Below are 25,562 nucleotides of genomic sequence, written 5' to 3' on the forward strand. Positions count from 1 at the left end.
CAGCTTGGTGTGTATTGAACATATTCAAAATCGTTAAACAAAATTGCCTTGTGAGTACAATTCAGCAAAATGAAGTGATTCTGATTCAAAGCCGACAAGGTACGGATCATTCCCTCAGTCTTAGGATATCTATGATATCACTGAGAGTATAAATAGCGGGGTGATTTAAGACACACCGTTTAGAGCTGCGTCAGCAAATTAACGCGCTTTTTGGAGGGGAAATGAAGAAAGTAGATAAAACTCAGGAATATCTCAACTTATTCTTGTTAAATCAAGACCATAGTGGGTTTTTGGCGTCTGAGTCCCTGATTAGGGGCAATTACCCCTTTGTCCAAATTGCTCATTCCAGCTTTAATAGCTGCGTTTGCCCACACCTGTAAATAGCAAGTGTGTAAGAAAAAGTTCCCAACCCAAACAGCTAAGGACACTGGCTAGCAATGGGAAGCGTCAAACAGCAGTGTCCAAGGGAAAATTTTACCAGGTTGACAAAGGAAGAGGCATGACTAAAGAAACATATATGGAACCCGCCTTTCTGTTGCCCGACTTGATTGAAATCCAGCGGTCAAGCTTTCGCTGGTTTTTGGAAGAAGGGCTGATAGAAGAACTTAACTCCTTTAGTCCTATTACAGATTATACGGGCAAACTAGAACTGCACTTTTTGGGTCATAACTACAAACTCAAGGAGCCAAAGTACAGCGTCGAAGAAGCCAAACGGCGGGACAGTACCTATGCCGTTCAAATGTATGTCCCCACACGCCTGATTAACAAAGAAACAGGGGAAATTAAAGAGCAAGAGGTATTTATTGGGGATTTGCCTTTGATGACTGATCGCGGCACGTTTATTATTAACGGAGCCGAACGGGTAATTGTCAACCAAATAGTGCGATCGCCAGGGGTTTATTATAAATCAGAAATAGACAAAAACGGGCGACGGACTTATTCAGCTAGCTTAATTCCCAACCGGGGAGCATGGCTGAAATTTGAAACAGACCGTAACGATTTGGTATGGGTACGCATCGACAAAACCCGCAAACTTTCAGCACAGGTACTACTAAAGGCTTTAGGATTATCAGACAATGAAATCTTTGACGCCTTACGTCATCCAGAATATTTCCAAAAAACCATCGAAAAAGAAGGGCAATTCTCTGAAGAAGAAGCCCTGATGGAGTTATATCGGAAACTGCGTCCTGGTGAACCACCGACAGTGTTAGGTGGACAACAGCTCTTAGACTCCCGATTCTTTGACCCGAAACGTTATGACCTTGGTCGCGTCGGACGGTACAAGCTCAACAAGAAATTGCGCCTTTCTGTCCCAGACACAATGCGGGTATTGACTCCTGGTGATATCTTGGCAGCCGTAGATTACCTGATCAATCTGGAATACGATATTGGTAATATAGATGACATTGATCATTTAGGTAATCGGCGGGTGAGAAGCGTCGGGGAATTGCTACAAAACCAAGTGCGGGTAGGCTTAAACCGCCTAGAGAGAATTATTCGGGAACGGATGACCGTATCTGATGCAGAAGTACTAACGCCCGCTTCCTTGGTGAACCCCAAACCATTGGTAGCAGCAATTAAAGAATTCTTTGGTTCCAGCCAGTTAAGTCAGTTCATGGATCAAACTAATCCCCTAGCAGAACTGACCCACAAACGCCGTCTGAGTGCCCTTGGCCCTGGTGGTTTAACCCGCGAACGGGCTGGGTTTGCTGTGCGGGATATTCATCCTAGTCACTATGGACGTATTTGCCCCATTGAGACCCCAGAAGGCCCCAATGCCGGGTTGATTGGCTCCTTGGCAACCCATGCACGGGTGAACCTGTACGGCTTCTTAGAAACGCCATTTAGACCTGTGGAAAATGGGCGAGTTAGATTTGACCTGCCTCCAGTCTACATGACAGCCGATGAAGAAGATGACCTGCGGGTTGCTCCTGGAGATATTCCTGTAGATGAAACCGGGCATATTATTGGGCCGCAAGTGCCAGTCCGCTATCGCCAAGAATTTTCCACCACAACACCAGAACAGGTGGACTACGTAGCAGTATCTCCAGTACAGATTGTGTCGGTGGCGACCAGCATGATTCCCTTCTTGGAGCATGATGACGCTAACCGAGCGCTGATGGGGTCGAACATGCAACGGCAAGCAGTACCTCTGCTCAAGCCAGAGCGTCCTCTAGTGGGTACAGGTTTAGAAGCGCAAGGAGCAAGAGACTCCGGGATGGTGGTTGTATCGCGCACCGATGGCGATGTCACCTATGTAGATGCCACAGAAATTCGTGTGCGTCCGAAAGCAGCAACCCCCGAAATTAAATACACCCTTTCCAAGTACCAACGTTCCAACCAAGACACCTGTTTAAATCAGAAACCTCTCGTCCGCATTGGTGAACGTGTTGTTGCTGGTCAAGTGCTGGCTGATGGCTCCTCCACCGAAGGCGGTGAATTGGCGCTAGGACAAAATATTGTAGTTGCCTATATGCCTTGGGAAGGCTACAACTACGAAGACGCAATTTTAATTTCTGAAAGACTGGTGCAGGATGATGTCTACACCTCAATTCACATTGAAAAATATGAAATTGAAGCTAGACAGACGAAACTCGGACCAGAAGAAATCACCAGAGAAATTCCCAACGTCGGGGAAGATGCTTTGCGTCAATTGGATGAACAGGGAATCATTCGCATTGGGGCATGGGTAGAAGCTGGAGATATCTTGGTAGGAAAAGTCACACCCAAAGGAGAATCTGACCAACCGCCAGAAGAAAAACTGTTGCGGGCCATCTTCGGTGAAAAAGCACGGGATGTGCGGGACAATTCTCTGCGAGTCCCTAACGGTGAAAAAGGGCGGGTAGTTGACGTGCGCTTATTTACCCGTGAACAAGGCGATGAACTGCCACCGGGAGCCAATATGGTAGTCCGGGTATATGTCGCCCAAAAGCGCAAGATCCAAGTTGGTGACAAAATGGCAGGACGCCACGGTAATAAAGGAATTATTTCTCGGATATTGCCAGCGGAAGATATGCCTTATTTGCCCGATGGTTCACCAGTAGACATTGTACTTAACCCCTTGGGTGTACCCAGTCGGATGAACGTTGGACAAGTATTTGAGTGCCTCTTGGGTTGGGCTGGTCAGACCTTGGGAGTGCGATTTAAGATTACTCCCTTTGACGAAATGTACGGTGAAGAGTCATCCCGCCGAATCGTGCATGGCAAATTGCAAGAAGCACGAGACGAAACAGGCAAAGACTGGGTATATAACCCAGATGATCCAGGCAAAATCATGGTGTTTGATGGTCGTACAGGCGAACCCTTTGACCGACCAATCACTATCGGTGTAGCTTACATGCTGAAGCTGGTGCATTTAGTAGATGATAAGATTCACGCCCGTTCCACAGGTCCATACTCACTGGTGACTCAGCAACCCTTGGGTGGAAAAGCACAACAAGGTGGTCAACGGTTTGGGGAAATGGAAGTGTGGGCATTGGAAGCCTTTGGTGCAGCTTACACTTTACAGGAATTGCTCACAGTTAAATCTGACGATATGCAAGGACGGAATGAAGCGTTAAATGCGATCGTTAAAGGTAAGGCAATTCCTCGACCTGGAACCCCAGAATCTTTTAAGGTGCTAATGCGCGAGTTGCAATCATTGGGGTTAGACATTGCCGTACACAAAGTAGAAACCCAAGCAGACGGCAGTTCCCTAGATGTGGAAGTCGATTTGATGGCAGACCAATCAGCCCGTCGCACACCTCCTCGACCCACCTATGAATCTCTTTCCCGCGAATCGCTGGAAGATGACGAATAGAGAGTGAGGAGTGAGAAGTTAGGAGTTAACAATTCCTAACTTAAAACTAAATATACTCAAAACTCATAACTCGGAACTCAGTATTTAAGTATGAGACCTGCCCAAACTAATCAGTTTGACTACGTAAAAATCGGCTTGGCTTCCCCTGAACGCATTCGGCAGTGGGGCGAAAGAACATTGCCCAATGGTCAGGTAGTCGGTGAAGTTACCAAGCCGGAGACCATTAACTACCGAACTCTCAAGCCAGAGATGGATGGCTTATTTTGTGAGCGCATCTTTGGCCCCGCGAAAGATTGGGAATGCCATTGTGGCAAGTATAAAAGAGTCCGTCACAGAGGTATTGTCTGTGAGCGCTGTGGGGTAGAAGTCACCGAATCACGGGTGCGTCGCCACCGCATGGGCTATATTAAACTCGCTGCACCAGTAGCTCACGTCTGGTATCTCAAAGGCATTCCTAGCTATATTTCCATCCTGTTGGATATGCCCTTGCGGGATGTCGAGCAGATTGTCTATTTCAACTCTTATGTTGTCCTGAGTGCAGGTAATGCCGAAACTTTAACTTACAAACAGCTACTGAGTGAAGACCAGTGGTTGGAAATTGAAGACCAAATTTATAGCGAAGATTCTCAGCTGCAAGGCGTAGAGGTAGGTATTGGTGCTGAAGCACTGCTGCGCTTGCTTGCCGATATTAATTTAGAGCAAGAAGCGGAAAGCCTACGCGAGGAAATTGGCAACGCCAAGGGACAAAAGCGGGCCAAGCTAATTAAGCGATTGCGGGTGATTGACAACTTCATCGCCACTGGTTCCAAACCAGAGTGGATGGTAATGGCAGTTATTCCCGTGATTCCTCCCGACTTGCGCCCAATGGTGCAACTAGATGGTGGACGGTTTGCTACCAGCGATTTAAATGATTTGTATCGGCGGGTAATTAACCGCAACAATCGTTTGGCACGCTTGCAAGAAATTTTGGCACCAGAAATTATTGTGCGGAACGAAAAGCGGATGCTGCAAGAAGCAGTGGATGCTTTGATTGACAATGGTCGTCGGGGACGCACTGTGGTAGGGGCAAATAACCGACCCCTAAAATCTTTGTCTGACATTATTGAGGGTAAGCAAGGACGTTTCCGACAAAACTTGTTAGGTAAACGGGTTGACTACTCTGGACGTTCTGTAATTGTGGTCGGGCCAAAGCTGAAAATTCACCAGTGCGGTTTGCCTAGAGAAATGGCAATTGAGCTATTTCAACCATTTGTGATTAACCGCCTTATTCGTAGCGGTATGGTAAATAACATCAAAGCTGCGAAAAAGCTGATATCGCGTAGTGACCCCAGTGTTTGGGATGTGCTGGAAGAGGTAATTGAAGGACACCCTGTGATGCTAAATCGGGCACCAACGTTGCACCGCTTGGGTATTCAATCTTTTGAACCGATTTTGGTAGAAGGTAGAGCGATTCAGCTGCATCCTCTGGTCTGTCCGGCATTTAACGCCGACTTTGACGGCGACCAAATGGCAGTACACGTCCCGCTGTCGTTAGAAAGTCAGGCTGAGGCTCGGTTGTTGATGTTGGCTTCTAACAATATTTTGTCACCAGCCACGGGTAAACCCATCATCACACCTAGCCAAGATATGGTGTTGGGAGCGTATTACTTAACAGCAGAAAATCCCGGTGCGACAAAAGGTGCAGGAAAGTACTTTTCTTCGCTAGAGGATGTAATTATGGCTTTCCAGCAAGAGCAAATAGACTTGCACACCTATATCTATGTACGGTTTGACGGTGAAATAGAATCAGACCAACCGGATACAGAACCCGTGAAAGTGACGGAAAACGAGGATGGTAGCCGGACATTACTCTATAAGTTCCGCCGAGTCAGACAAGACGCTAAAGGCAATGTACTTTCGCAGTATATATACACAACTCCTGGTCGCGTTATTTACAATAATGCCATTCAGGAAGCACTAGCAAGTTAATTCATAATTTCTAATTAGTAATTCGTAATTAATTCTTCAATTACGAATTACGTAGCTTGCTTCTCGCCTCTGGCGAGTATTACGAATTATGAATTATTGATTATTGATGACTCAGGACTAATGATCAATGACTGAAAAAATGATTTTTCGCAATCGCGTAGTTAACAAAAGTCAACTGCAAAAATTAATTTCTTGGGCCTTTACGCATTATGGTACGGCGCGAACCGCAGTGATGGCGGACAAACTCAAAGATTTGGGATTTCGCTACGCTACCAAAGCAGGGGTTTCCATCAGTGTCGATGACTTAATGGTGCCACCAACTAAACGATTGCTCTTAGAAGCAGCTGAAGAAGAAATTCGCGCCACTGAAACCCGTTACCAACGGGGAGAAATCACTGAAGTAGAACGCTTCCAAAAGGTAATCGATACCTGGAATGGTACCAGTGAAGCCTTGAAAGATGAAGTCGTCGTCCACTTCAAGAAGACTAATCCCCTGAACTCCGTATACATGATGGCATTCTCCGGGGCACGGGGTAACATCTCCCAAGTCCGGCAATTGGTGGGGATGCGGGGACTGATGGCAGATCCTCAAGGGGAAATTATCGATTTGCCCATCAAAACTAATTTCCGTGAAGGACTAACTGTGACGGAATACATTATTTCGTCTTACGGTGCCAGAAAAGGATTGGTGGATACCGCCTTACGGACGGCTGACTCTGGTTATCTCACCCGCCGGTTGGTGGATGTATCCCAAGATGTAATTATTCGGGAATTTGACTGCGGCACCACCAGAGGTCTTACCATTGGACCAATGACAGAAGGTGCCAAAACCTTAATTCCTCTAGCAACCCGCTTGATGGGACGGGTAATTGGCGAAGATGTGGTGCATCCAGTGACAAAAGAAGTAATTGCACCACGCAATTCCCCAATTTCTGAGGACTTAGCGAAGAAAATTGAAAAATCTGGGGTGTCAGAAGTTGTGGTGCGGAGTCCCCTAACTTGTGAAGCTGCACGTTCAGTGTGTCAACACTGCTACGGTTGGAGTTTAGCCCACGCCAAAATGGTGGATTTGGGCGAAGCAGTGGGGATTATTGCCGCCCAAAGTATCGGCGAACCTGGTACCCAGTTAACCATGCGGACATTCCACACAGGTGGTGTGTTTACTGGGGAAGTGGCGCAACAAGTTCGTTCTAAAATTGATGGGACTGTCAAGCTTCCCCGCAAACTGAAGACCAGAACATATCGTACCCGCCACGGGGAAGATGCCCTGTATGTTGAGGCTAATGGCATCCTGCTTTTGGAGCCAACAAAAGAAGGTGATGTTACCCCAGACAACCAAGAGGTTCATCTTACTCAAGGTTCAACACTATATGTATTTGATGGAAATAAGGTAAAACAAGGACAGTTGTTGGCAGAGGTTGCTCTCGGTGGACGCACAACTAGGACTAATACAGAAAAAGCAGTTAAAGATGTAGCCTCTGACTTGGCAGGGGAAGTGCAATTTGCCGAAGTAGTTCCAGAACAAAAAACTGACCGTCAAGGTAATACCACAACCACAGCCGCACGGGGTGGTTTGATTTGGATTTTGTCTGGGGAAGTTTACAACTTGCCACCTGGGTCAGAATTGGTGGTGAAAAATGGTGATGCGATCGCCTCTAATGGAGTTTTAGCAGAAACCAAGTTAACCACTTTGCACGGCGGTGTGGTGCGCTTGCCAGAAGCTACCCCAGGTAAAAGTACTAGGGAAATTGAGATTATTACCGCTTCTGTAGTCTTAGACCAGGCAACGGTAACAGTCCAAAGTTCCCAAGGTCGCAATAATTACTTAGTCTCCACTGGCAACAACCAGATATTTAACCTCCGGGCAACACCAAGCACAAAAGTGCAAAATGGTCAAGTTGTAGCTGAGTTAATTGATGACCGCTATCGCACAACCACTGGTGGATTCCTAAAATTCGCGGGTGTAGAAGTCCAGAAAAAAGGCAAAGCCAAGCTGGGTTATGAAGTTGTGCAGGGCGGTACCCTTTTGTGGATTCCCGAAGAAAGTCACGAAGTTAATAAAGACATCTCCTTGCTGTTGGTAGAAGACGGTCAATTTGTGGAAGCTGGCACCGAGGTAGTAAAAGATATTTTCTGCCAAAACAGCGGTGTGGTAGAAGTCACCCAGAAAAACGACATCCTGCGGGAAGTGGTGGTTAAGCCAGGAGAACTGCTAATGGTGGATGATCCAGAAGCAGTCATCGGGCGAGATAATACCTTCATCCAACCTGGCGAGGAATTTCAAGGCAGTGTCGCCACAGAATTACGCTATATCCAGTATGTGGAGACACCAGAAGGCCCTGCCCTGTTAAGTCGTCCGGTAGTTGAGTTTGCCGTACCGGATAATCCAGACGTGCCATCAACTACATCGGTAAGTCAAAAAACTGGGCGTTCGATTCAGTTGCGGGCTGTGCAGCGACTACCTTACAAAGATTCGGAACGCGTCAAGTCTGTTGAAGGTGTGGAACTGCTGCGAACCCAGTTAGTGCTGGAAATTGAGCAAGAAGGGGAACAAGACCACAATGCTTCGCCCCTAGCAGCAGATATTGAATTGGTACAGGATACTGAAGACCCAGAAGTTCAGCGCTTACAACTGGTAATTTTGGAGTCCTTGGTAATTCGTCGAGATATTACCGCTGATGCCACCCAAGGTAGCACTGAGACAACACTTGAAGTCCAAGATGGGCTTACCATCGCTCCTGGAGCTGTGGTCGCACGGACCCAAATCTTGTGTAAAGAAGGGGGGGAAGTGCGGGGCGTCCAAAAAGGAACCGAAAACGTTCGTCGCTGCTTGGTGTTGCGCGACATTGACAGGCTGATGACGAATACTAGTACTCAGCCTAAGGTGAAAGTGGGTGACTTGTTAGTAGAAGGTACAGAAGTTGCTCCGGGAATTTTTGCCCAAGAATCAGGGAAAGTAGTGGATATCAAAAATGCCCCTGCTGCACCTGGTGAGGAATCAGCTCTGAGTACTAAAAACTACGTTATTACTACCCGCATCGGTCGCCCTTATCGAGTCAGCCCTGGTGCTGTGTTGCAGATAGAAGACGGCGATTTGGTACAACGGGGTGATAACTTGGTGTTGTTGGTGTTTGAACGCGCCAAAACCGGAGATATCATTCAAGGTTTGCCCCGGATTGAGGAACTGCTTGAAGCTCGTAAACCGAAAGAAGCGTGCATTTTATGTCGGCGGGCGGGTGAAGTTAAGGTAGTTTACGGCGATGGTGATGAAGCGATCGCTATCAAGGTCGTAGAATCAAATGGTGTGATCACTGATTATCCTCTAGGACCAGGACAAAATTTGATTGTGCCAGATGGAGCAACTGTGTTAGCGGGACAACCGCTGACAGATGGTCCATCCAACCCCCACGAAATTTTGGAAATCTTCTTTAGCCTGGGTTCCGAAGACGGAGTCTATGCTTGTGCTAGCCATGCTTTACAGAAAGTACAGACATTCTTGGTGAATGAAGTGCAAATGGTGTATCAGTCTCAGGGGATTGATATTTCCGATAAGCACATTGAAGTGATTGTTCGCCAGATGACCAACAAAGTCCGGATTGATGATGGTGGTGACACCACAATGCTTCCTGGCGAATTGGTGGAACTGCGCCAAGTCGAGCAGGTGAACGAAGCCATGGCAATTACAGGCGGTGCTAGAGCACAGTATACCCCAGTATTGTTGGGTATCACCAAAGCATCCTTGAACACTGACAGCTTTATTTCTGCTGCATCCTTCCAAGAGACAACACGGGTACTTACCGAAGCAGCCATCGAAGGTAAATCTGACTGGCTACGTGGATTAAAGGAAAACGTGATTATCGGGCGATTGATTCCGGCTGGTACTGGGTACAATACCTATGATGAACCGGGTGCGATCGATGATTATGCTGCTGAGATTAGCAATGGTGTCTTGGATGAAGTTGATGATCCCCTGGATATGGTCTTAGATGACCGTACTGCTCGCACCTATAATTTAGATTCTCCTACTCTTGGGGAATCTGGTTTTGGTAGCAGACGTGCAGAAAGGTCAATTTTAGATGACGACGATGAATTAATCGCCGATGAAGTAGCAGACGAGGACGATTTCGAGGAAGAAGAGGAAGACGAGGAAGATGATTTCGACGATGAATAGAGACTTGAAATTTTGCGTCTCTATTAAGAGGTAAAAAGTAAAAAGGCAAAAGAAGGTTTTCTTTTGCCTTTTTATTTTGCTCTCTAAAAACACATTTTTAAATTCTCAAAATTCTGGTTCTTGGCTTTCTACCTAGTAGTGATTTGTCAAACTAGTTTTAATGGTTTGTAGTCAGGACTAAAGTCTTGTCTACTGATCAATTTAAACTTGACACAGTAGATATCTCCCAAAGGAACTTTGCAGGGTAGGAGCCAGCAGCGTCAGATCATCTAATTTGGGATAAAATGTGCTTATTGAAAACTTTTAGAGGAGATATGGCAGTTTCCATAGGGAAGTTGCTAAATTATCAAACAAGCAATTCTCTCAAAAGCTATAATTTACATCTGTTGCACCGAGAGATGAACTTGTGGATGTCATATTAGAACGATCGCACGAATTAAAACAAGCCTTAGTTGATTTTGTTCTTGATGCAGAAGGCGAACTGGCACAAGCACTCGAAACCTATGCAGCAGCACAGTTGCGCCGTGGAAGTGGGGATAGTACACAGCAGGACTTAATCATTGATAGCTTTCTGACAGTAGGGAAAGTCGGTGAGAAGTCACCATTAGAGTTGTTTATCGAAAGCCATCCAGATTTAGAAGGGAGCGATCGCAACCTGATCAAAAGCTGGCATCATAGTTTTATTGGCTTATTTGCCATTACTAACATCCTACCTGATGGCTTTGAGTTGACGAACTGGTTGACAGATAAACGCTACATCGTCAAGCCAAATAATACCCAAACACTACAGGCAATATCTCGGTTGAAAGTAGGAGAAATCTTATTAACTCGCATTTCTCCCGTTACCGACAGCTACTGGATGTTTTCTGGCCCCTACACAATGATGGGTAAATTGGGTAAACCAAAACTTGCTGTAGCAATTGGTAATTTCAAAGAAAACTATAAAAGTAATCTTTACAGCGATGCTCCAGACTTGCTAGAAGAGGCTTGGGAGTCAGTAGCACGATATCATCAGCAGTTTGTGGACTTTTTTGGCACTGATGAAATCACACTGCCGGGATACCAGCTTAATAAAAAAATAGCTCAATTCCAAGAATTAATCACTGAAAAAAGTTTTGCAGCAGCAGGAATTGATACTTCCAAATCCTTGGCTGAAGTGGCAGAAGCAGCTGGCATTACAGATGAGGAAATCAAAGCAGCAGCACAAGAATTTGGTGCTGACTCAAACGCAGTTTCTCAGATGTTTAACAGCAAAAGTGGCAATAGCAAAATGGTTATGCCCAAAGTTGATTTACCTGCGGAACTCAAAAAAGCAGAACAGGTAACGGCTCTTTCTGATCCTCGTTGGGGACAAATATTTTTACCAACATATAGTAAAATACAAGCAATTTTATCAGCAGAGGACTGGCAAAGTATTGAAGGGGCTGAAAAATTAATTCGGTATTACCTCGAAGATAAAAGTATTAACGCCTTTATCTGGCATCGGTTAGCGCAACAGTATCCAACTCAGCTAGAAAGGGTGTTGCAGAAATATCTGCAACGTCCATTTAGCCTTGAAAGTGACTTAGACGCACTTTTGGAAGAATTCAACAAACCTATTGAGCCAGAGTTACCAGAAATTGCTAGCGTTCCTATACATCTACACAACTTATTTCAAGAAGCTTTAGGAGAAGTTAATAAATCTAAGCCCAAGGGTAAGGGGCAAAAAAAGCCAACAAAGGGTTTTCAATAAAGTTAACAAATATATCCAACATTTCACCCTAGTCACTTAGGGTTATATGGTTTCCAAGGTAGAGTCGTTTGTAGGAGGGTACAGCTAGCTATGTGCTCCTAGCGCCTATTGAGTAAATATCAGTATCAAAAACCAGATGAAGACCATTCTTGACAGATTAAGAACATCAACTATTACTCAAAACGTGAGTTCGACGAATTAAAAAACAGCAGGAGGTAGAACAGGCAAGTTTTTTGGGTAAATATCAAACGAGGGTTTTTTAGGCAGATAAGTATAAGCCGCCAAACCAATGGGATGCTCCCGCGTGATTCACTACCTAATGCCACACCGGCAGTTTTTGGCTGTATGTGTGCGACGTATTCGCATTATGATCATCATATAAAAATCTCATTGTTAGCAAAATGTCCGAGCGTAGTTACGCCATTCTAGGAACTGGTGCATTAGGTGGCTTTTATGGTGCCAAACTGCAAAAAGCTGGTTTAGATGTCCACTTTTTGATGAAGAGTGATTATGAATATGTCAGTAAATCTGGTTTAATTATTGAGTCAAAAGATGGTAATTTCACTCTGACTCAAGTCAATGCCTACAATGATGTAGAAAAAATGCCACAATGCAATGTGGTGGTGGTAGCACTAAAGACGACACAAAACCATTTATTGCCGCAGATGTTACCGCCACTCGTCAGGGATGATGGGGTAGTGTTGGTATTGCAAAATGGACTGGCGGTAGAAGAAGAAGTTGCCAAAATAGTTGGCAATGTGAGTATTATTGGTGGGTTGTGTTTTCTCTGTTCCAATAAAGTCGAAGCAGGACATATCCGCCACCTCGACTATGGACAAATTACACTAGGAGGATATGCTTCTGGCTATGATCCTACTGGGATTACAGATAAGATGCGGCAAATTGCCGATGACTTGAAGAGTGCTGGTATCTCAATAGAATTAACTGAAGACTTATTACTAGGGCGATGGAAAAAATTGGTGTGGAATATTCCCTATAATGGACTGTCTGTAATTCTCAACGCTAGAACAGATGAATTAATGTCCTATGTCCACACCCGCAAATTAGTTGAACAGTTGATGTATGAAGTTGCAGCAGGTTCCTTTAGTTGCGGACGCATCATTCCTGATAGCTTCATCCAAACAATGCTAGATTACACCGTGAAGATGAAGCCTTATCGTACCAGCATGAAAATTGACTACGACGAAAGACGGCCTTTGGAAGTAGAAGCAATTTTTGGGAACCCATTACGGAAAGCGCATTCTAGAGGTGTGGATTTACCGCAGATTAGTTGTATATACCAGCAGCTAAAGTTTTTGGATAAGATTAGAAGAGTAGAAGATCGCCAAAACGCTTAATTCCTTCTGTCACTCTGCACTTTGTCCAACGCCAAGACTCAAGAATTATCGCCATTGTCATCAAACACAACAGGATAAATTCCAAAGGCACAAAGAAGTATTTTAGTAATGTTCATTATTTCGCATCCAAAAAACCGCTACTAATAAAGTAGTCAAAATAGGTATTCAGCAATTTAGTATCTACTGGAGGACAGATAATCGAACTTTCTGCCAGTGCGGTCTGTATTGCTTGACAGCTAATTTTTGGTTCTCTAGCTTGTTGATGCTCTGGAGAATTTTGGAGAAAAAAAGGTAAAAGAGCATATAAAGGATTTGATTGCGAACGAGCTTGGTTACTAAGCTGTGACTGCCAATTTTGATAAGAAATATGCTTAATGGGATAGCCTAAAGAACGAATAAAATCAGTTAGCTGATTCCAAGAAATAGGTTGAGGATTATTTAAATGAAAAGATTTACTATGCTTAGTTTCGCTACGCCATTGATTAGCAAGTTTCATAAAAGTGCCTTTTATTTCTGCTTGCCTTAATAGATAATTTGACGGACGGTTTATTATTTGCTTCGCTTTGCGAGTTTTACTTTTTTGGAGTAAGGATTGTTGAGAATAAACATACGGCACTTTTTCTTCTCTCCAAGAAAAAGCCTCTTGCTTCCAGCTTTTAGTTTTCAATAGCGATACTTTACTTGCTTCAGTTTTAATTTGATTACTTAAATAAATATCGCAGTTATTATCTTTGAGTAAATTGAAACTACTATAATTTTCTTGAATTGGCACAAAAGACACACAAAATTGGCTAACTTTAAGAGAATGTGAATATTTAGCTAATTTTTTAGTATTTAGTTTTTTAGTCCAAGAGTTTGTTTTCTCTTTCAGTTTTTCTGATTTCAACATATTTTTATCCTGATTCTTAATTGGAAATCTTTGATATTTATATGGTTGAATCAATGTTGTTATTCATCGTCATCTTCTATATTTTCTAACACTGAAACTTCAAATGCAGAATTTATACACTCTATTTCTGCTTTTTTTTAAATAGATCCAAGAGCATCTCTGTTGTCTATTGCAATAGTTATTTGCTCATACAAATTATCTAAATCATCTGAGTCAAGGGCTATATAAAATTCTTTAATTCCCTCTATATCTCTATACTGAATTTTAAGTGTATGAATTAAGATAGCAGCTTCTACTTTTCTCTCAGTTTCTGAGTCAAATACAGGTCTTATGTCAGTAACAATCCTTGAGTCTGAAAATATTCGCTCATGTTCAATCAGTAAATTAGAAGCTTTATCCGAAATATCTAAGGAGAAAGCAATACTTTCTAAAGCTTGTAGTAGGCTGGATAACCTCTTTCTAAAACGTTCTCTTAGCTCTGTTGTGACTACAAATTCAGTATCTTTTTCTAGAGACTCACTGATTAAAATCACAATAGCCTCATTAGACAATTTTTCATCTTTGTTTAATTGCCTTAAAGATACTAGAGTGTCAACAATCTTTACAGCAGTAGGGGCATCAACTTTTTGTGTTTGAACTATTCTTTCAGAAATTTTATATATAACGTTTTCGGCGGTCGGAGGAAAATCACGTAAAGCTGATATAATTATATCAACAGCATCATCATCAGTGTTTAAAATAAATTCAATTCCAGACTTATACTGCTCAGGAATTTTCAAGTACATAAATTATCCCACTCCTACCAAAAATACTTGGGACACAAATACTACGCAGCAATGGTACTGTACTTTGCTGCACTGAAATCTATACACATTACATTTTTACCATAATGAATAAGCTCTTGCTAAAAAAGCTTCTTAGCTTACTCTATATAGTATATTATAGTCAATACAAATATTAATTGGTTTTTATTATAGATTTTAATATTAGACATCTCCGAAAATAATCAAACCCTTTGTATAACTAGGTTATAGGGCATAAATACAATTATAGTAAATTAGCTAGTATCTACGATAAAATAAAGTTTCGAGACATTTGCTGTTGATAATTAGGCAAAAATATTTAGTTATATGCGTTAATTTTAACCCGATGACATAGAGGATATTTCTCCTGGTAATATTAGCGCCCTAATTTGGAATCTTACTAATCCACAAATCGTCAACATTACTTGTTCATATTTTTGAGGATTTAGCCGAAATTTTTATTGGATAACTCGAAATACTTTGACTAACCGAATTCGATGCTCAACGAATATTCGGTTGGCTGAAAACTCTTTGTTTTGTTCTTTTTGTTCAGTTGTTAGTTCTCGGTTTCTTGGTTTTTTAATGGTTGTAATTAAATCTTCTCCAACATATGCTTTATTTCCTTGAAATCTTTGTTATGGGTCAAATGAGCGATATTCCTTGAATATAGTTATATCGCTTTCTGGACCAGGTTCTCCTGCCACAATATCAACAATATCTCTACCATCAGGCATGACAATCATTTGACTTTTAAAAGTATGATTACTCTTCTTACCTGAAAAATATTTTTCTTGTTCTTCATTATCTCCAGGTCTTTCTCTGACTTGTTCGTAGCTGTCTACAATTAATTCATAAGTGTGTCAGTGTGACACCTTTAGGCAAACCAGTTGTGTCACTAGAATAGGGCAAAGCAACCGCGTCTTCTTTTGGATTAATTTGTACTTTTGGTACTGAGTCACAATGTTCTAAAAGTAGATAAAATGGGATTGCACCCGCAGCGTTACCAAACACAAATACTGATTCAACTTTTGACTGACTAGCGGCCTCTAATCCGCGTTCTAGCAGTTCTGGTACTGTCAGTAAATATTTAGCACCAGCATCATTTAATTGATATACAAGTTCGCTAGCTGTATAAGATGGATTTGCCGTGGTGCTAACTCCACCTAAACTAGCGATCGCCCCAAATGCGATGGGATATTCCAGACAGTTAAGACTATAAATAGCAACTACATCCCCCTTAGAAAACCCCTCGCAGCAAAACCAGCAGCTACTTTGCTAATTGAGTCTGTTAGTTCTCTATAAGTTATCGTTCGACCAGTTAGCCCGTCAATCATCGTTGGTTTGTCAGCGAATTCTATCGCTCGTTCCAAGACAATTTCCGTTAAGGGCTGTTCAGGGATGGAGATATTCGGTTCTATACTGCGAAAAATCATCGGGTTTCCTTAGATAAAGAAAAGTTAGCTTTACTCAGCAGTGTTTTTGCAGGTTTTTACTTTGAGATATTTTTTGTACGTTCTTCAATCCGTCGAGTTCACGTTAACCTCTCACGAATGGATCAAGACCGAGTATTTATATCTAAATATCGGTAGATAGCAGGTGAACAATCTCACCTACGATTGACTCTGGACTCTCAAGCTTGACTAGAAATCGATTAAAACCAGCATTCAAAGCCTTATGACTTGAGACTTCCCGTGTATAAGAAGTGATAGCGATCGCAGGCAACTGTCTTAGAGATAGGCAAGAATGCACTCGAATTTGCTCAATTAACCAATTTCCATCATGATCAGGCAACTTCACATTGCACACCAGAATATCGGGATGAAGCGATTCTACCAAGGCAAGGGCTTCTTCTGCATCGGTTAAAGCCATCACCTCTGCACCAGCTGCTTCTAAAATGAAGATGAGCAAATCTGCAATATCTGGCTCATCCTCTACCAGTAAAATCAGGGTTCCAATAAGGAGCGGGAGCGAATTTAACTCAGTTTCTTGATTGATTTTTTGATCGCTTGCCATGCCGTCCTTTTATTACCTGCTATAGTCTGCTATTTATATTGCAACGCATGGAGCGGAATAAGTATTCACCCTAAATACACAAACTTGGGGTGAAAAGCCTTATCAATATGAAGAATGTTAATTCATGGAGCAACATTGACCGCCTTGTTGTGCCTTTGAGCCGCGCCAAGTTGGTAAACAGTAAGACTTTGTGAATGATCTGACTAATATTTTTTGGTAATAGGTAATTGGAGAAAAGCTCTTACCCATTACTTATCAATCATTACCGAGGTGCAGCTTGAGTTGACACTGTTAATACTTGCGGTGGTGTAGCATCCGGTGGATAGAGAAAATCTACTTCTACTAAGGAGCGATCGCCAGCTTTCATATTTAATGAAACTAACGGTTCTCCTGGTTGACCTCTCTTTTGCACCAAATGTACATACTCCGTTTGCAGCTGACCAAGGTCATTTTTGTAACGTACTCGAACTGTGCCTCGGAAGAATACTTCACGGGCTGGTGTACTCAAAAAGCGTAACCCTGGTTTTCCTAACTGTTCCTCTTTTAGTGGCGTTTGCATCGACACACTAACAGTTTGAAAACTTTGAGTATTATTATATAAGGGCAACTTTAGATTATATTGAATTCCGTAGTTGCCATGAGCGCGATATGCGGTGTCAGGATAACGCACCAGCATGGGTGCACTTTGAATTTGACCAGTTCCTAACGTACCGCCATCTAGGGTACTCAGAGCGTAGGAAAACACTTGACCAGGCTGGGGAATAGTCAGATACCTAGCTTTAGGATTATCTACTAACAAGGCTCTCCATCGTGAACCACTAGCCACTCCAGCAACACGCCCATAAATTTTTGGTTTGTCAGTTTCCTCTAAGGGAGTAGCAGTTTTATCCCGTGGCCCAGCCAAATTACCATTATCTAGTAAATTCTGCCACTCTTCTAAAGTAGGCGATCGCTCACTGCCATCAGGATTCACCCGTGCAAACATCGCTAGGCTAGCTGCATAGACAGTGCCATTACTTTGCAATCGGATCAATGTAGACCGACCATTCACGGGTGGTGTTAGTCCCTGCACAGGAATTGGCAGATTGAGTAACATTCGACTTTGCCCTGGTGGAATCTCAATTTGGGCAGGAAAAATTTCTTGTCGCCGTCCCCTTAAAACATCAGACATGACGCGATCGCCTGGCCCCGCAAAGATTGTACCTAAAAGATTTTGGGTAAAGGATGGTAACTGAATAAATGGTGCATCCGGTTGACTCAAATAACTCGCCGCCTGCCAAATATTTATCTTCACTGGTTCAGAACCAGGGTTGTGCAAAATTATTCCTAGATACAGCGAACGCAAATTCTCTGGTGGTTCAGCCTTAGCAACATGATGGGCAAAAATATCAAATCGTCCCTGAAAGGGAAAATTCAGATGCGCTGTTGGCACTTTTTTGCCATCTGGTGGAAAAGTGGAGAGTAAAATTCCTTCTTTCAACACCAATTCTGGACTATTGCTGTTAAACGTTGGCACTGTATCCAACTTGCCTGGTAAAGGACGCACTTCTTGTGGTTGCAGGACTTCTTCAAGTGGTGGTGTAGCAGAAATTGATTGAGCAATTGGCAAAATCAGTAGCAATGGCAACATACACTTAGATATTTTTTCCAATATCACAGATATTCATAAGTTTATAAAAGTGCCAATTTGTTAATAATTAATAAGAAATAAAGAGAATTTCCATGAAATTCTCTTGATTGAGAACCGGAACGTGGACAAAGATACAACGCGCCGTGAGTTGGCTTTAACCATGCCAATTTTAGATAATAGATATTTTTTGGTTCATGCCCCGTCCAAGCGTGGGTGGAACAAATCCAATCATACGCTCGCGAACTCGCTCTAAGCGTTGGCGCAGCCTCTCTAAGAGTTGCTATGCCGCAGGCTTTACACTACGTTATCGTCAATTCCATTATCCAAAATTGATTGACTTAAGTAGTCCAATACTGAATAGTAAACACCTTCTAGTGCATCCGCACTCGTGTTCACAAACAAATTTACCGCAATCATGGCTAATCTGAATTGCCAATGCTCCCACCACTAATTTTTCTAAATCGACTTCTGTCTGCAAAATAATTTCTTTACAGCTAGTACCTGCTTGCACACTTAATTATGTACGGCTTGGAGCCATGCCACAACAGATGATCTAATCAGGTTGGATTGTATTGATTTTTTCAATTACCTGATGACTGGCAAGTTGCACATCTACCGGTAACTGGCGCAAAAAAGTTAAGTCACCGGGTATCAACTTGAGTTTTGTAACTTCTAGTAATAAATTCATCAGAAGAATTTGACAGTTGATCGTTTAGCAAGTGTCAAAGGAAGTTAATAGAATTCTTTTATTCATAACAAATATTATTTAGAATAGAAATATTATTTAGAATAGAAAAACCCTCGATAATAAATTTACAAGGAGCAGGTAAATGCCAGTTATTGCGGTCGTAGACTACGAGATGGGAAATTTGCACTCAGTCTGCAAAGGCTTGGAAAAAGCTGGGGCAACTCCTAATGTTACTTATTCTTCAAAGGAATTAGAGCAGGCAGATGCAATAGTCCTACCGGGAGTGGGAGCATTTGATCCAGCAGTGCAACACTTGCGATCACGTGGTTTGGAACAACCTATTAAAGAAGCGATCGCATCTGGTAAACCTTTTTTGGGAATTTGTTTAGGATTGCAAATTCTCTTTGAATCAAGTGCAGAAGGTACCCAACCAGGACTAGGAATTATTAAAGGAAAAGTGCGGCGGTTTCGTCCAGAACCTGACATCACTATTCCTCACATGGGTTGGAATCAACTGCAAGTGACTCAGCCAAAAAGTATTTTGTGGGAGCATTTACCGTCCGATCCTTGGGTGTATTTTGTCCATTCCTACTATGTTGACCCCATAGAAGAGCAAATCCGTGCAGCAACCGTCACCCACGGGAGTCAAACCGTCACAGCTGCGATCGCCCACGAAAACCTGATTGCAGTTCAATTTCACCCCGAAAAATCCTCTAATATCGGATTGCAAATCCTGTCTAATTTTGTTGCTCAAGTCCGCGAAAAAATTCCTGCCTAATACTATTTTTGTCATTTGTCTTTTGTTATTTGTCCTTTTTCATTTGTTAATAAATGAAAATGGCTAATGACCAATGACTAACGACTAATCCATTATGAGTCTGAGAATTTACGGCAATCGCCAGCTAAAAACTTTACCAGGAAAAGAAACTAGACCCACCAGTGCGCGAGTCAGAGAAGCAGTTTTTAATATTTGGCAGGGAGAAATAGTAGGTTGTCGCTGGCTGGATTTGTGCGCCGGTACTGGTTCAATGGGTGCAGAGGCTTTGTGTAGAGAAGCCAGCTTAGTAGTGGGAATTGAACAATCGAGCCGAGCCTGTGCCACTATTCAACAAAATTGGCAGCAGGTAGCTAATGCCGAGCAAGAATTTCGGGTATTGTGGGGAGATATTATCCAGCAGTTAAAGACCTTATCAGGCAAGCAATTTGACAGAATCTACTTTGATCCACCTTATGCCAGTGGATTGTACCAGCCAGTTTTAGAAGCGATCGCTCACTATCAGCTTTTAGATTCTAGCGGCGAAATCGCAGTTGAACACGGCTCACAAGGTTGGACACCGCCAGAGATTTCCGCTTGGGAAATTTGCCGCAACAAAGTTTATGGCAACACATCACTTACTTTCTACAGAATTTTAGAATGAGAGAAGAGGGTGAGTCGGGAAGCAGGGGGAAAAAATTGTTTCTTGTCCTCCTTGTCCCCCTTATCTCCCCCACTCATAACTCAGCACTCATAACTCAACACTTCTCACCCCCCCAACTGGTTGGGTCGCTTGTATTGCTTATAGGCAGCGTAAAACAGTCCGGCGAGAGTAACAAAAACTAGACCAAGGACAATACCTGATAGCAGGGGTTCAACCACCGTAAATCTCCTCTTCGTAATTATTAAATATTCGTTTCCTGTTTTTGATTTTATCAAATTTGGTATGAATCCTGCGCTCTACAGCCTTTTTGGAGGATGACTTCCCACAAGAAAATTATCTTCTGTGGTTGCAGACACAATCAAGAACTTTTAAGCTATGTGTAGGAAATGAAAACTTTTTAGCACACCTAAACTTTCACCGCAAACCTTTTGGATAACCAGATTACCAAACCTGAAATTTTGATTCAGCGCATCGTTTTATTGACGCTGGCCATACTGCTAGCAGTCCCTTTGGGCTTTTTTGGTGTTCAGTTGGTTCAAGCCTCCGATCCATACGTTAAGAGTGTTCTGTCCCTAACAGGAAACCCAGTTCAAGGACACGCTATTTTTCAAATTAACTGTGCTGGTTGTCATGGCTTGGAAGCAGACGGGCGAGTAGGCCCCAGTTTGCAAGCTGTTTCAAAGCACAAGTCTCAATATGGACTGATTCACCAAGTAATCAGTGGTGAAACACCGCCAATGCCCAAATTCCAGCCTAGTGCACAAGAAATGGCGGATCTTTTGAACTATTTAAAGTTGTTGTAGAGGTTAGAATTTTTGGTTACAGGATACATAAATCTCTCATGGAAAAAGGCAGCACACCCAATGCTGCCTTTTTCTATCTCTGATAACTGTTAACAGACGACGAGAATTTCTAGATGTGCAAGGCAAGCGTGGCTTGTCACCAGACATCGTCTTTGAGCATTCTTTGGAGTATTTACAAAACCGTGATTCAGGCGTTGTCATGTAAGTTGAACGTCTTCACATCTGATCCTATGTACGTAGAATCTTTGATAAAAACTTATATAAACTGTATATATTAAAATATATTAGCAAATCACTATTTAATTATTGCGAAAGTAAGGTTAACATACCTGACTCGGTGGGACTAAGACAAAAGCTCCCAGTGAATGGGTTATGTACAGCTTCTTTGATAAACCAGATATTCTTGAGATGCCCGAAAGCTAATGACTGAAGCGATCCAAATCGGTAATCGTACAATCACAGCTAGTGAACTGATTTCCTTACTGGCAAGTTACCAAATGCTGCCACAGTTGCAGCGGGAATTGATCCTTGATGAAGCGATAGATCAAAGCTCACGCTCCGCGAACGTAGCAATATGTACACCTGAGGAAGTAGCCCAAGCTAAACAGCAGTTTTACACCGAAAAACAATTCAAAAATGAAGAAGACATCCAGGCTTGGATGACACATCAAGGTGTGATTCCCGAACAACTAGAAGTTATTATCACTCGTAAGCTTAAAATTGAAAAATTCAAGCAAGCCACTTGGGGTAATAAACTGGAATCCTACTTTTTTCAGTCCAAGGCAAAACTGGACAAAGTAATTTATTCTCTACTGCGAACCCAGGATGTGGGAATTGCCCAAGAACTTTACTTTCGGATTCAGGCAAAAGAAAACTCTTTTGCTGATTTGGCGCGGGAATACTCACTTGGGCCAGAAGCCCAAACTGGTGGCTTAGTAGGCCCGATTGAACTGAATGCACTACATCCCGTAATGGTGCAAATGCTCTCTAGCAGTCAACCAGGTCAGATATTGCCCCCTACCCGCATCGCTGACTGGTTTGTGATTTTGCGGCTGGAAAAATTTATCCCCGCACAACTAGATGAATTCATGAAAGTGCGCCTGTTAAATGAACTCTTTGAAACCTGGCTACAAGAACAGCAAAAGCAAATCATGTCTGCACCACGAGGGCAGGGCGGCACGCAACGACAGGGAGAGGGTGATAACCCTTTAACCTAAGCATGGAAATCATATCCCAAAGTTGGCTTTAAAACCGAAGGTAGCGATCACAGATGTATATGAAGAGTCATTTTTTAATCGCTTTCTACTGAACTTGGCTAAATTAAGAAGGTCGAGTGAAATGATCAATCACATTTGATCACTCCCGGTTGACCCATTTTTTTTTAAGTTAGAGAAATTGGTAAATAATATCAAGTTCGGGTGATTACTTATAATAAAATCTATCAATGTAGGTTGGGTTGAACGCCAGTGAAACCCAACATTTACTTCTTGTTAATGTTGAGTTTCGTTCCTTAAACGCCACTTGCTTCTCCTAAGGGAGACGCTGCGCGAACAAGTCGGGAAACCGCAAAGGCGCAGTGGCTCCCCAACCTACAGATATTATAAGTGTTTAACCGAACTTGATATAAGGTAGTCATAAGGGTTTGAGAAAAATCAAGTTTTTGGATGGTAGCAAATGGTCAACCAATACTGAAGATTAATTCGCAACGCTTGCAATCGCAATCTGGGATAAACGCTATAACCGAATGGCACAAAGAAAAGCCGAAAGGCTTGTGTAACCTTGTTCCCAGTCTGAAGACTCTTAACGAGTTCCAAGAGGCTCTGCCTCTGGTCAAGAAAGAGGAGGCGGAGCCTCCCAAAATAGTTTCCCAGCCTGGAGGCTCTTAACGAGGCAAAACAAGACTTTGGACTTATCTTAGTGCCATTCCGCTATAACCCTAATTATTCCGTTCCGTCTTTTTTCTAACCGCCTAGAAAATGAACGAACCAGGAGTGATCAGATTGAGGTGAGACTAACGCTTTCCCCCATTTACCCAATCTGTTTGTTCCAAAGTTGAGAAGGGTGAGAGACGTGTTGCTCCAACCTTATACGAGTTGTTTAAGCAAAGACTTTTCGGCTTCTCCTAATATTTCTAGAACCGTTGAGTCAAAAACAATTACATGACTTGCAGCAGGTAGTAGTCGCCGAATGAATTTCTAGATAGGCGTCTGCATTATTCCAACGACGAAACCGAGCTACTACCAGGCGCTGTATATTGGGTAGTTGTCGAATAATACACCAAGGATGACTATTTGATTTTGGCTTTGAGATTGTTATTATAGGTTGATCCCTTCCGCTTTATGGGATGTGTTAGGAATAGCGATCGCTCTGTTAGTTTTCCAGGCTGGACAAGCGATCGCTTTTGATGTTGTTCATATAGTAACCCAAGTTGCTAGTTATCTATTCAGGCGATCACATGGGTCAGTAAAGCAATAAAATCCCCTCCAGAGGAAAAAATCGGAGGGGCTTGTGTTAAATAAAACTATTGTTATCTATGCTATCATCGACGACCTGCTCAAGGCGATCGCTCACAAAGAAGACTGCCGGACAGAAATGACTGACGCAGAAATTATTACAACGGCTTTTGTGGCGGCAATGTTTTTTAATGGTAATCAGAGCAGGGCTTGTAGCTATATGAAAGACCATCAACTAATACCAAATATGTGATAAAAATCACGATTTAATCGGCGATTACATAGACTATCAATGCTAATGAATGATTTATTTCATCAAATAGGAATGATACTAAAAGAGAGTAGTGATTGTACTGAATATCTTTTAGACTCATTTCCTGTAGCCTTGTGTGATAATATTCGTATCTTTGATGTCAAGCTAATTAAGTCAGAAAATTATAGAGGTTACATTGCATCCAAAAAAAGGTACTTCTATGGAGTTAGAGTTCAATTATTAACGACTAAAAGTAGTATACCTGTAGAATTTGTGTTGATGCCTGGTAGTGCAAGTGATGTACGTGGCTTGAATGCTTTACCGTTAAATCTGCCACCTGGTAGCGAGATTTATAGTGACTCTGCATATACAGATTACATCACGGAAGATAGTCTTTTCGATGCTAGTCAAATCACGTTAAAAGTCATGCGGAAAAAGAACTCTAAGCGTCAAGATAAACCTTGGGAGCAGTACATCAAACAATCTACTAGACATTATATTGAGACTGTGTTTAGCACTATTAATTGCACTTTCCCAAAATCGATTCATGCGGTAACTTATCAATGGTTTTTACTGAAATTATAAGCATTTATTTTTGCATTTACTCTTAAACAGGCATTTAGAGAGTAAGTAAAATCTAATGCTTTAATTCATAATTTATGTTTTTGAATTAGCTGAAATGGTGGTTGCGCGTAGTGCAACCACCCACTCACTTGCTTGTTAGCGATCGCGCGGTTCTTCGCAAGAGAAGCACTCAGAGACTGATAACCCGCAACTTGGGTTAGTAGGTGGAATCCCACCTCATTAATTATTTAAAAAGTTGAATCTCGCCTTTGTCAAGATAAAAATAGGGCTAGTTAGACTAAAGATTAGATAACTTGTAGCAGAAAGAAGTTGGACAATCAAAGAGTTGGCTGAACGTGCCAAAGTAAACTACAACACAATGAAAAGTTACGCCCGACCATCCGGGGATAAATATGGTTGATCTAACTGCTGTTCAAAAAGTAGCCCGTACTTTTGGTGTATCAATTGAAGATTTGATTATTTAATTGAAGTAGTAGAAGAGTAGGTAATTTTTTCAATTACCTTATCTATACCTTCTATCGGCTTACTCAAGAAAAAGCTAAGGTTCTTGAGACAGCAGAATTTGCAACTTTTAATACTGGCTTAGTTGATACACGCTATGAGCCTATCTATGCACTATTTAAAAACAATCAGGTAGCTATCTTGGGCATACAATTTTACCTTTGGGTTGGGCATACAGCAATGCTCGGTTGGTTTGTCTCCAGACAGCGATTGGTTAATTGCACAAAACATTGTTCAAGATAAAGCTGAAGATGAGTAGGCACTAATTGCTTGATAGTCTTCTGTCCATCAAGAATAGACTTCCTTAAATCCCAAAATTCTTGAGTCATAAATCATAGTGATTTATCCAATACTAAATTCAGCATAAACAAAAACCCCCAAGCCGTGATGTGAGCTTAGGGGTTTTGGTTAGATTATTAAACCTGGCATCGAGCTATTTTTGCGTAGGGCTACCCCTAAACTATCGTGGCCGCAGCAGCGTTTCACCTCTGAGTTCGG

Annotated in this window: 20 protein-coding genes and 2 pseudogenes; 12 read left to right on the forward strand and 10 right to left on the reverse strand. The window is 42.4% G+C overall.

Translation table 11 applies throughout. The features are described from left to right. The first annotated feature begins 499 nt into the window (after positions 1 to 499). From rpoB to V7K40_RS05900, 5 genes are all read left to right on the forward strand, one after another. On the forward strand, positions 500 to 3,799 hold the full coding sequence (gene rpoB / locus V7K40_RS05880) for a DNA-directed RNA polymerase subunit beta (RefSeq protein WP_334957597.1): 3,300 nt from the start codon (positions 500 to 502) through the stop codon (positions 3,797 to 3,799). 90 nt (positions 3,800 to 3,889) lie between these two features. Continuing rightward, entirely contained in the window at positions 3,890 to 5,767 is a 1,878-nt protein-coding gene (locus V7K40_RS05885) for a DNA-directed RNA polymerase subunit gamma (protein ID WP_334957599.1), read from the forward strand. A 127-nt stretch (positions 5,768 to 5,894) separates the two neighbouring features. Next, complete coding sequence (locus tag V7K40_RS05890; RefSeq protein WP_334957601.1) at positions 5,895 to 9,938, forward strand: DNA-directed RNA polymerase subunit beta''; 4,044 nt, start codon at positions 5,895 to 5,897, stop codon at positions 9,936 to 9,938. 406 nt (positions 9,939 to 10,344) lie between these two features. After that, complete coding sequence (locus V7K40_RS05895) at positions 10,345 to 11,670, forward strand: hypothetical protein (protein WP_334957603.1); 1,326 nt, start codon at positions 10,345 to 10,347, stop codon at positions 11,668 to 11,670. A gap of 401 nt (positions 11,671 to 12,071) precedes the next feature. Continuing rightward, on the forward strand, positions 12,072 to 13,028 hold the full coding sequence (locus V7K40_RS05900) for a putative 2-dehydropantoate 2-reductase (protein ID WP_334957605.1): 957 nt from the start codon (positions 12,072 to 12,074) through the stop codon (positions 13,026 to 13,028). A 115-nt stretch (positions 13,029 to 13,143) separates the two neighbouring features. Here the strand turns inward: V7K40_RS05900 and V7K40_RS05905 are convergent, their stop codons facing one another. The 8 genes and pseudogenes from V7K40_RS05905 to V7K40_RS05940 form a co-directional block, all read right to left on the reverse strand. Further along, positions 13,144 to 13,917: a hypothetical protein gene (locus tag V7K40_RS05905; protein WP_334957607.1), complete on the reverse strand. Its 774-nt coding sequence runs from the start codon at positions 13,915 to 13,917 to the stop codon at positions 13,144 to 13,146. Between the two features lie 137 nt (positions 13,918 to 14,054). Further along, the gene (locus tag V7K40_RS05910; RefSeq protein WP_334957609.1) at positions 14,055 to 14,702 is read right to left on the reverse strand and encodes a hypothetical protein; all 648 of its coding nucleotides are present in this window, start codon (positions 14,700 to 14,702) and stop codon (positions 14,055 to 14,057) included. Between the two features lie 476 nt (positions 14,703 to 15,178). Next, a pseudogene (locus V7K40_RS05915) lies at positions 15,179 to 15,565 on the reverse strand (transposase family protein). 4 nt (positions 15,566 to 15,569) lie between these two features. Beyond that, on the reverse strand, positions 15,570 to 15,941 hold the full coding sequence (locus V7K40_RS05920; protein ID WP_334957630.1) for an AMP-binding protein: 372 nt from the start codon (positions 15,939 to 15,941) through the stop codon (positions 15,570 to 15,572). Between the two features lie 5 nt (positions 15,942 to 15,946). Then, positions 15,947 to 16,153: a hypothetical protein gene (locus V7K40_RS05925; RefSeq protein ID WP_334957611.1), complete on the reverse strand. Its 207-nt coding sequence runs from the start codon at positions 16,151 to 16,153 to the stop codon at positions 15,947 to 15,949. A gap of 142 nt (positions 16,154 to 16,295) precedes the next feature. Then, a complete protein-coding gene (locus V7K40_RS05930; RefSeq protein WP_334957613.1) occupies positions 16,296 to 16,733 on the reverse strand; it encodes a response regulator in 438 nt (145 codons plus the stop codon). Positions 16,734 to 16,995: 262 nt separating this feature from the next. Next, entirely contained in the window at positions 16,996 to 18,363 is a 1,368-nt protein-coding gene (locus V7K40_RS05935) for a DUF3370 domain-containing protein (protein WP_334957615.1), read from the reverse strand. Between the two features lie 553 nt (positions 18,364 to 18,916). After that, the gene (locus V7K40_RS05940) at positions 18,917 to 19,051 is read right to left on the reverse strand and encodes a hypothetical protein (protein ID WP_334957617.1); all 135 of its coding nucleotides are present in this window, start codon (positions 19,049 to 19,051) and stop codon (positions 18,917 to 18,919) included. A 142-nt stretch (positions 19,052 to 19,193) separates the two neighbouring features. Between V7K40_RS05940 and hisH the strand changes: the two genes are divergently transcribed. Then, complete coding sequence (gene hisH, locus V7K40_RS05945; protein WP_334957619.1) at positions 19,194 to 19,829, forward strand: imidazole glycerol phosphate synthase subunit HisH; 636 nt, start codon at positions 19,194 to 19,196, stop codon at positions 19,827 to 19,829. Positions 19,830 to 19,923: 94 nt separating this feature from the next. Continuing rightward, positions 19,924 to 20,469 carry a 16S rRNA (guanine(966)-N(2))-methyltransferase RsmD gene (gene rsmD / locus V7K40_RS05950; RefSeq protein ID WP_334957620.1) on the forward strand — a complete coding sequence of 182 codons (546 nt, stop codon included), beginning with the start codon at positions 19,924 to 19,926 and terminating at the stop codon, positions 20,467 to 20,469. Positions 20,470 to 20,573: 104 nt separating this feature from the next. On the opposite strand, the gene petG is transcribed toward rsmD, so the two are convergent. Beyond that, a complete protein-coding gene (gene petG, locus V7K40_RS05955) occupies positions 20,574 to 20,687 on the reverse strand; it encodes a cytochrome b6-f complex subunit PetG (protein ID WP_063721252.1) in 114 nt (37 codons plus the stop codon). 210 nt (positions 20,688 to 20,897) lie between these two features. Here petG and V7K40_RS05960 point away from each other — a divergent pair, with 210 nt between their 5' ends. From V7K40_RS05960 to V7K40_RS05980, 5 genes and pseudogenes are all read left to right on the forward strand, one after another. Further along, on the forward strand, positions 20,898 to 21,272 hold the full coding sequence (locus V7K40_RS05960) for a cytochrome c (protein ID WP_273762279.1): 375 nt from the start codon (positions 20,898 to 20,900) through the stop codon (positions 21,270 to 21,272). A gap of 422 nt (positions 21,273 to 21,694) precedes the next feature. Continuing rightward, on the forward strand, positions 21,695 to 22,489 hold the full coding sequence (locus V7K40_RS05965; protein ID WP_334957622.1) for a peptidylprolyl isomerase: 795 nt from the start codon (positions 21,695 to 21,697) through the stop codon (positions 22,487 to 22,489). Between the two features lie 1,105 nt (positions 22,490 to 23,594). After that, positions 23,595 to 23,747: a hypothetical protein gene (locus V7K40_RS05970; protein WP_334957624.1), complete on the forward strand. Its 153-nt coding sequence runs from the start codon at positions 23,595 to 23,597 to the stop codon at positions 23,745 to 23,747. Between the two features lie 33 nt (positions 23,748 to 23,780). After that, on the forward strand, positions 23,781 to 23,978 hold the full coding sequence (locus V7K40_RS05975; protein WP_334957626.1) for a hypothetical protein: 198 nt from the start codon (positions 23,781 to 23,783) through the stop codon (positions 23,976 to 23,978). Positions 23,979 to 23,993: 15 nt separating this feature from the next. Next, positions 23,994 to 24,563 (forward strand): annotated as a pseudogene (locus V7K40_RS05980) (IS982 family transposase); the annotation flags it as partial. Positions 24,564 to 24,628: 65 nt separating this feature from the next. On the opposite strand, the gene V7K40_RS05985 reads toward V7K40_RS05980, so the two are convergent. Then, positions 24,629 to 24,778 (reverse strand): hypothetical protein, encoded by a 150-nt coding sequence (locus V7K40_RS05985; protein WP_334957628.1) that lies wholly within the window; start codon positions 24,776 to 24,778, stop codon positions 24,629 to 24,631. Between the last annotated feature and the right edge of the window lie 784 nt (positions 24,779 to 25,562).

It is taken from the genome of Nostoc sp., from assembly GCF_036917195.1.
In the GTDB taxonomy this organism is placed as follows: domain Bacteria; phylum Cyanobacteriota; class Cyanobacteriia; order Cyanobacteriales; family Nostocaceae; genus Nostoc.

Excerpts from the sequence above, each read along its gene's own strand:
- rpoB (WP_334957597.1), top strand. The coding sequence starts at position 500 with ATGACTAAAGAAACATATATGGAACCCGCCTTTCTGTTGCCCGACTTG.
- V7K40_RS05885 (WP_334957599.1), top strand. The coding sequence starts at position 3,890 with ATGAGACCTGCCCAAACTAATCAGTTTGACTACGTAAAAATCGGCTTG.
- V7K40_RS05890 (WP_334957601.1), top strand. The coding sequence starts at position 5,895 with ATGACTGAAAAAATGATTTTTCGCAATCGCGTAGTTAACAAAAGTCAA.
- V7K40_RS05900 (WP_334957605.1), top strand. The coding sequence starts at position 12,072 with ATGTCCGAGCGTAGTTACGCCATTCTAGGAACTGGTGCATTAGGTGGC.
- V7K40_RS05905 (WP_334957607.1), bottom strand. The coding sequence starts at position 13,917 with ATGTTGAAATCAGAAAAACTGAAAGAGAAAACAAACTCTTGGACTAAA.
- V7K40_RS05910 (WP_334957609.1), bottom strand. The coding sequence starts at position 14,702 with ATGTACTTGAAAATTCCTGAGCAGTATAAGTCTGGAATTGAATTTATT.
- V7K40_RS05925 (WP_334957611.1), bottom strand. The coding sequence starts at position 16,153 with ATGATTTTTCGCAGTATAGAACCGAATATCTCCATCCCTGAACAGCCC.
- V7K40_RS05930 (WP_334957613.1), bottom strand. The coding sequence starts at position 16,733 with ATGGCAAGCGATCAAAAAATCAATCAAGAAACTGAGTTAAATTCGCTC.
- V7K40_RS05935 (WP_334957615.1), bottom strand. The coding sequence starts at position 18,363 with ATGTTGCCATTGCTACTGATTTTGCCAATTGCTCAATCAATTTCTGCT.
- V7K40_RS05940 (WP_334957617.1), bottom strand. The coding sequence starts at position 19,051 with ATGAATTTATTACTAGAAGTTACAAAACTCAAGTTGATACCCGGTGAC.
- hisH (WP_334957619.1), top strand. The coding sequence starts at position 19,194 with ATGCCAGTTATTGCGGTCGTAGACTACGAGATGGGAAATTTGCACTCA.
- rsmD (WP_334957620.1), top strand. The coding sequence starts at position 19,924 with ATGAGTCTGAGAATTTACGGCAATCGCCAGCTAAAAACTTTACCAGGA.
- V7K40_RS05965 (WP_334957622.1), top strand. The coding sequence starts at position 21,695 with ATGACTGAAGCGATCCAAATCGGTAATCGTACAATCACAGCTAGTGAA.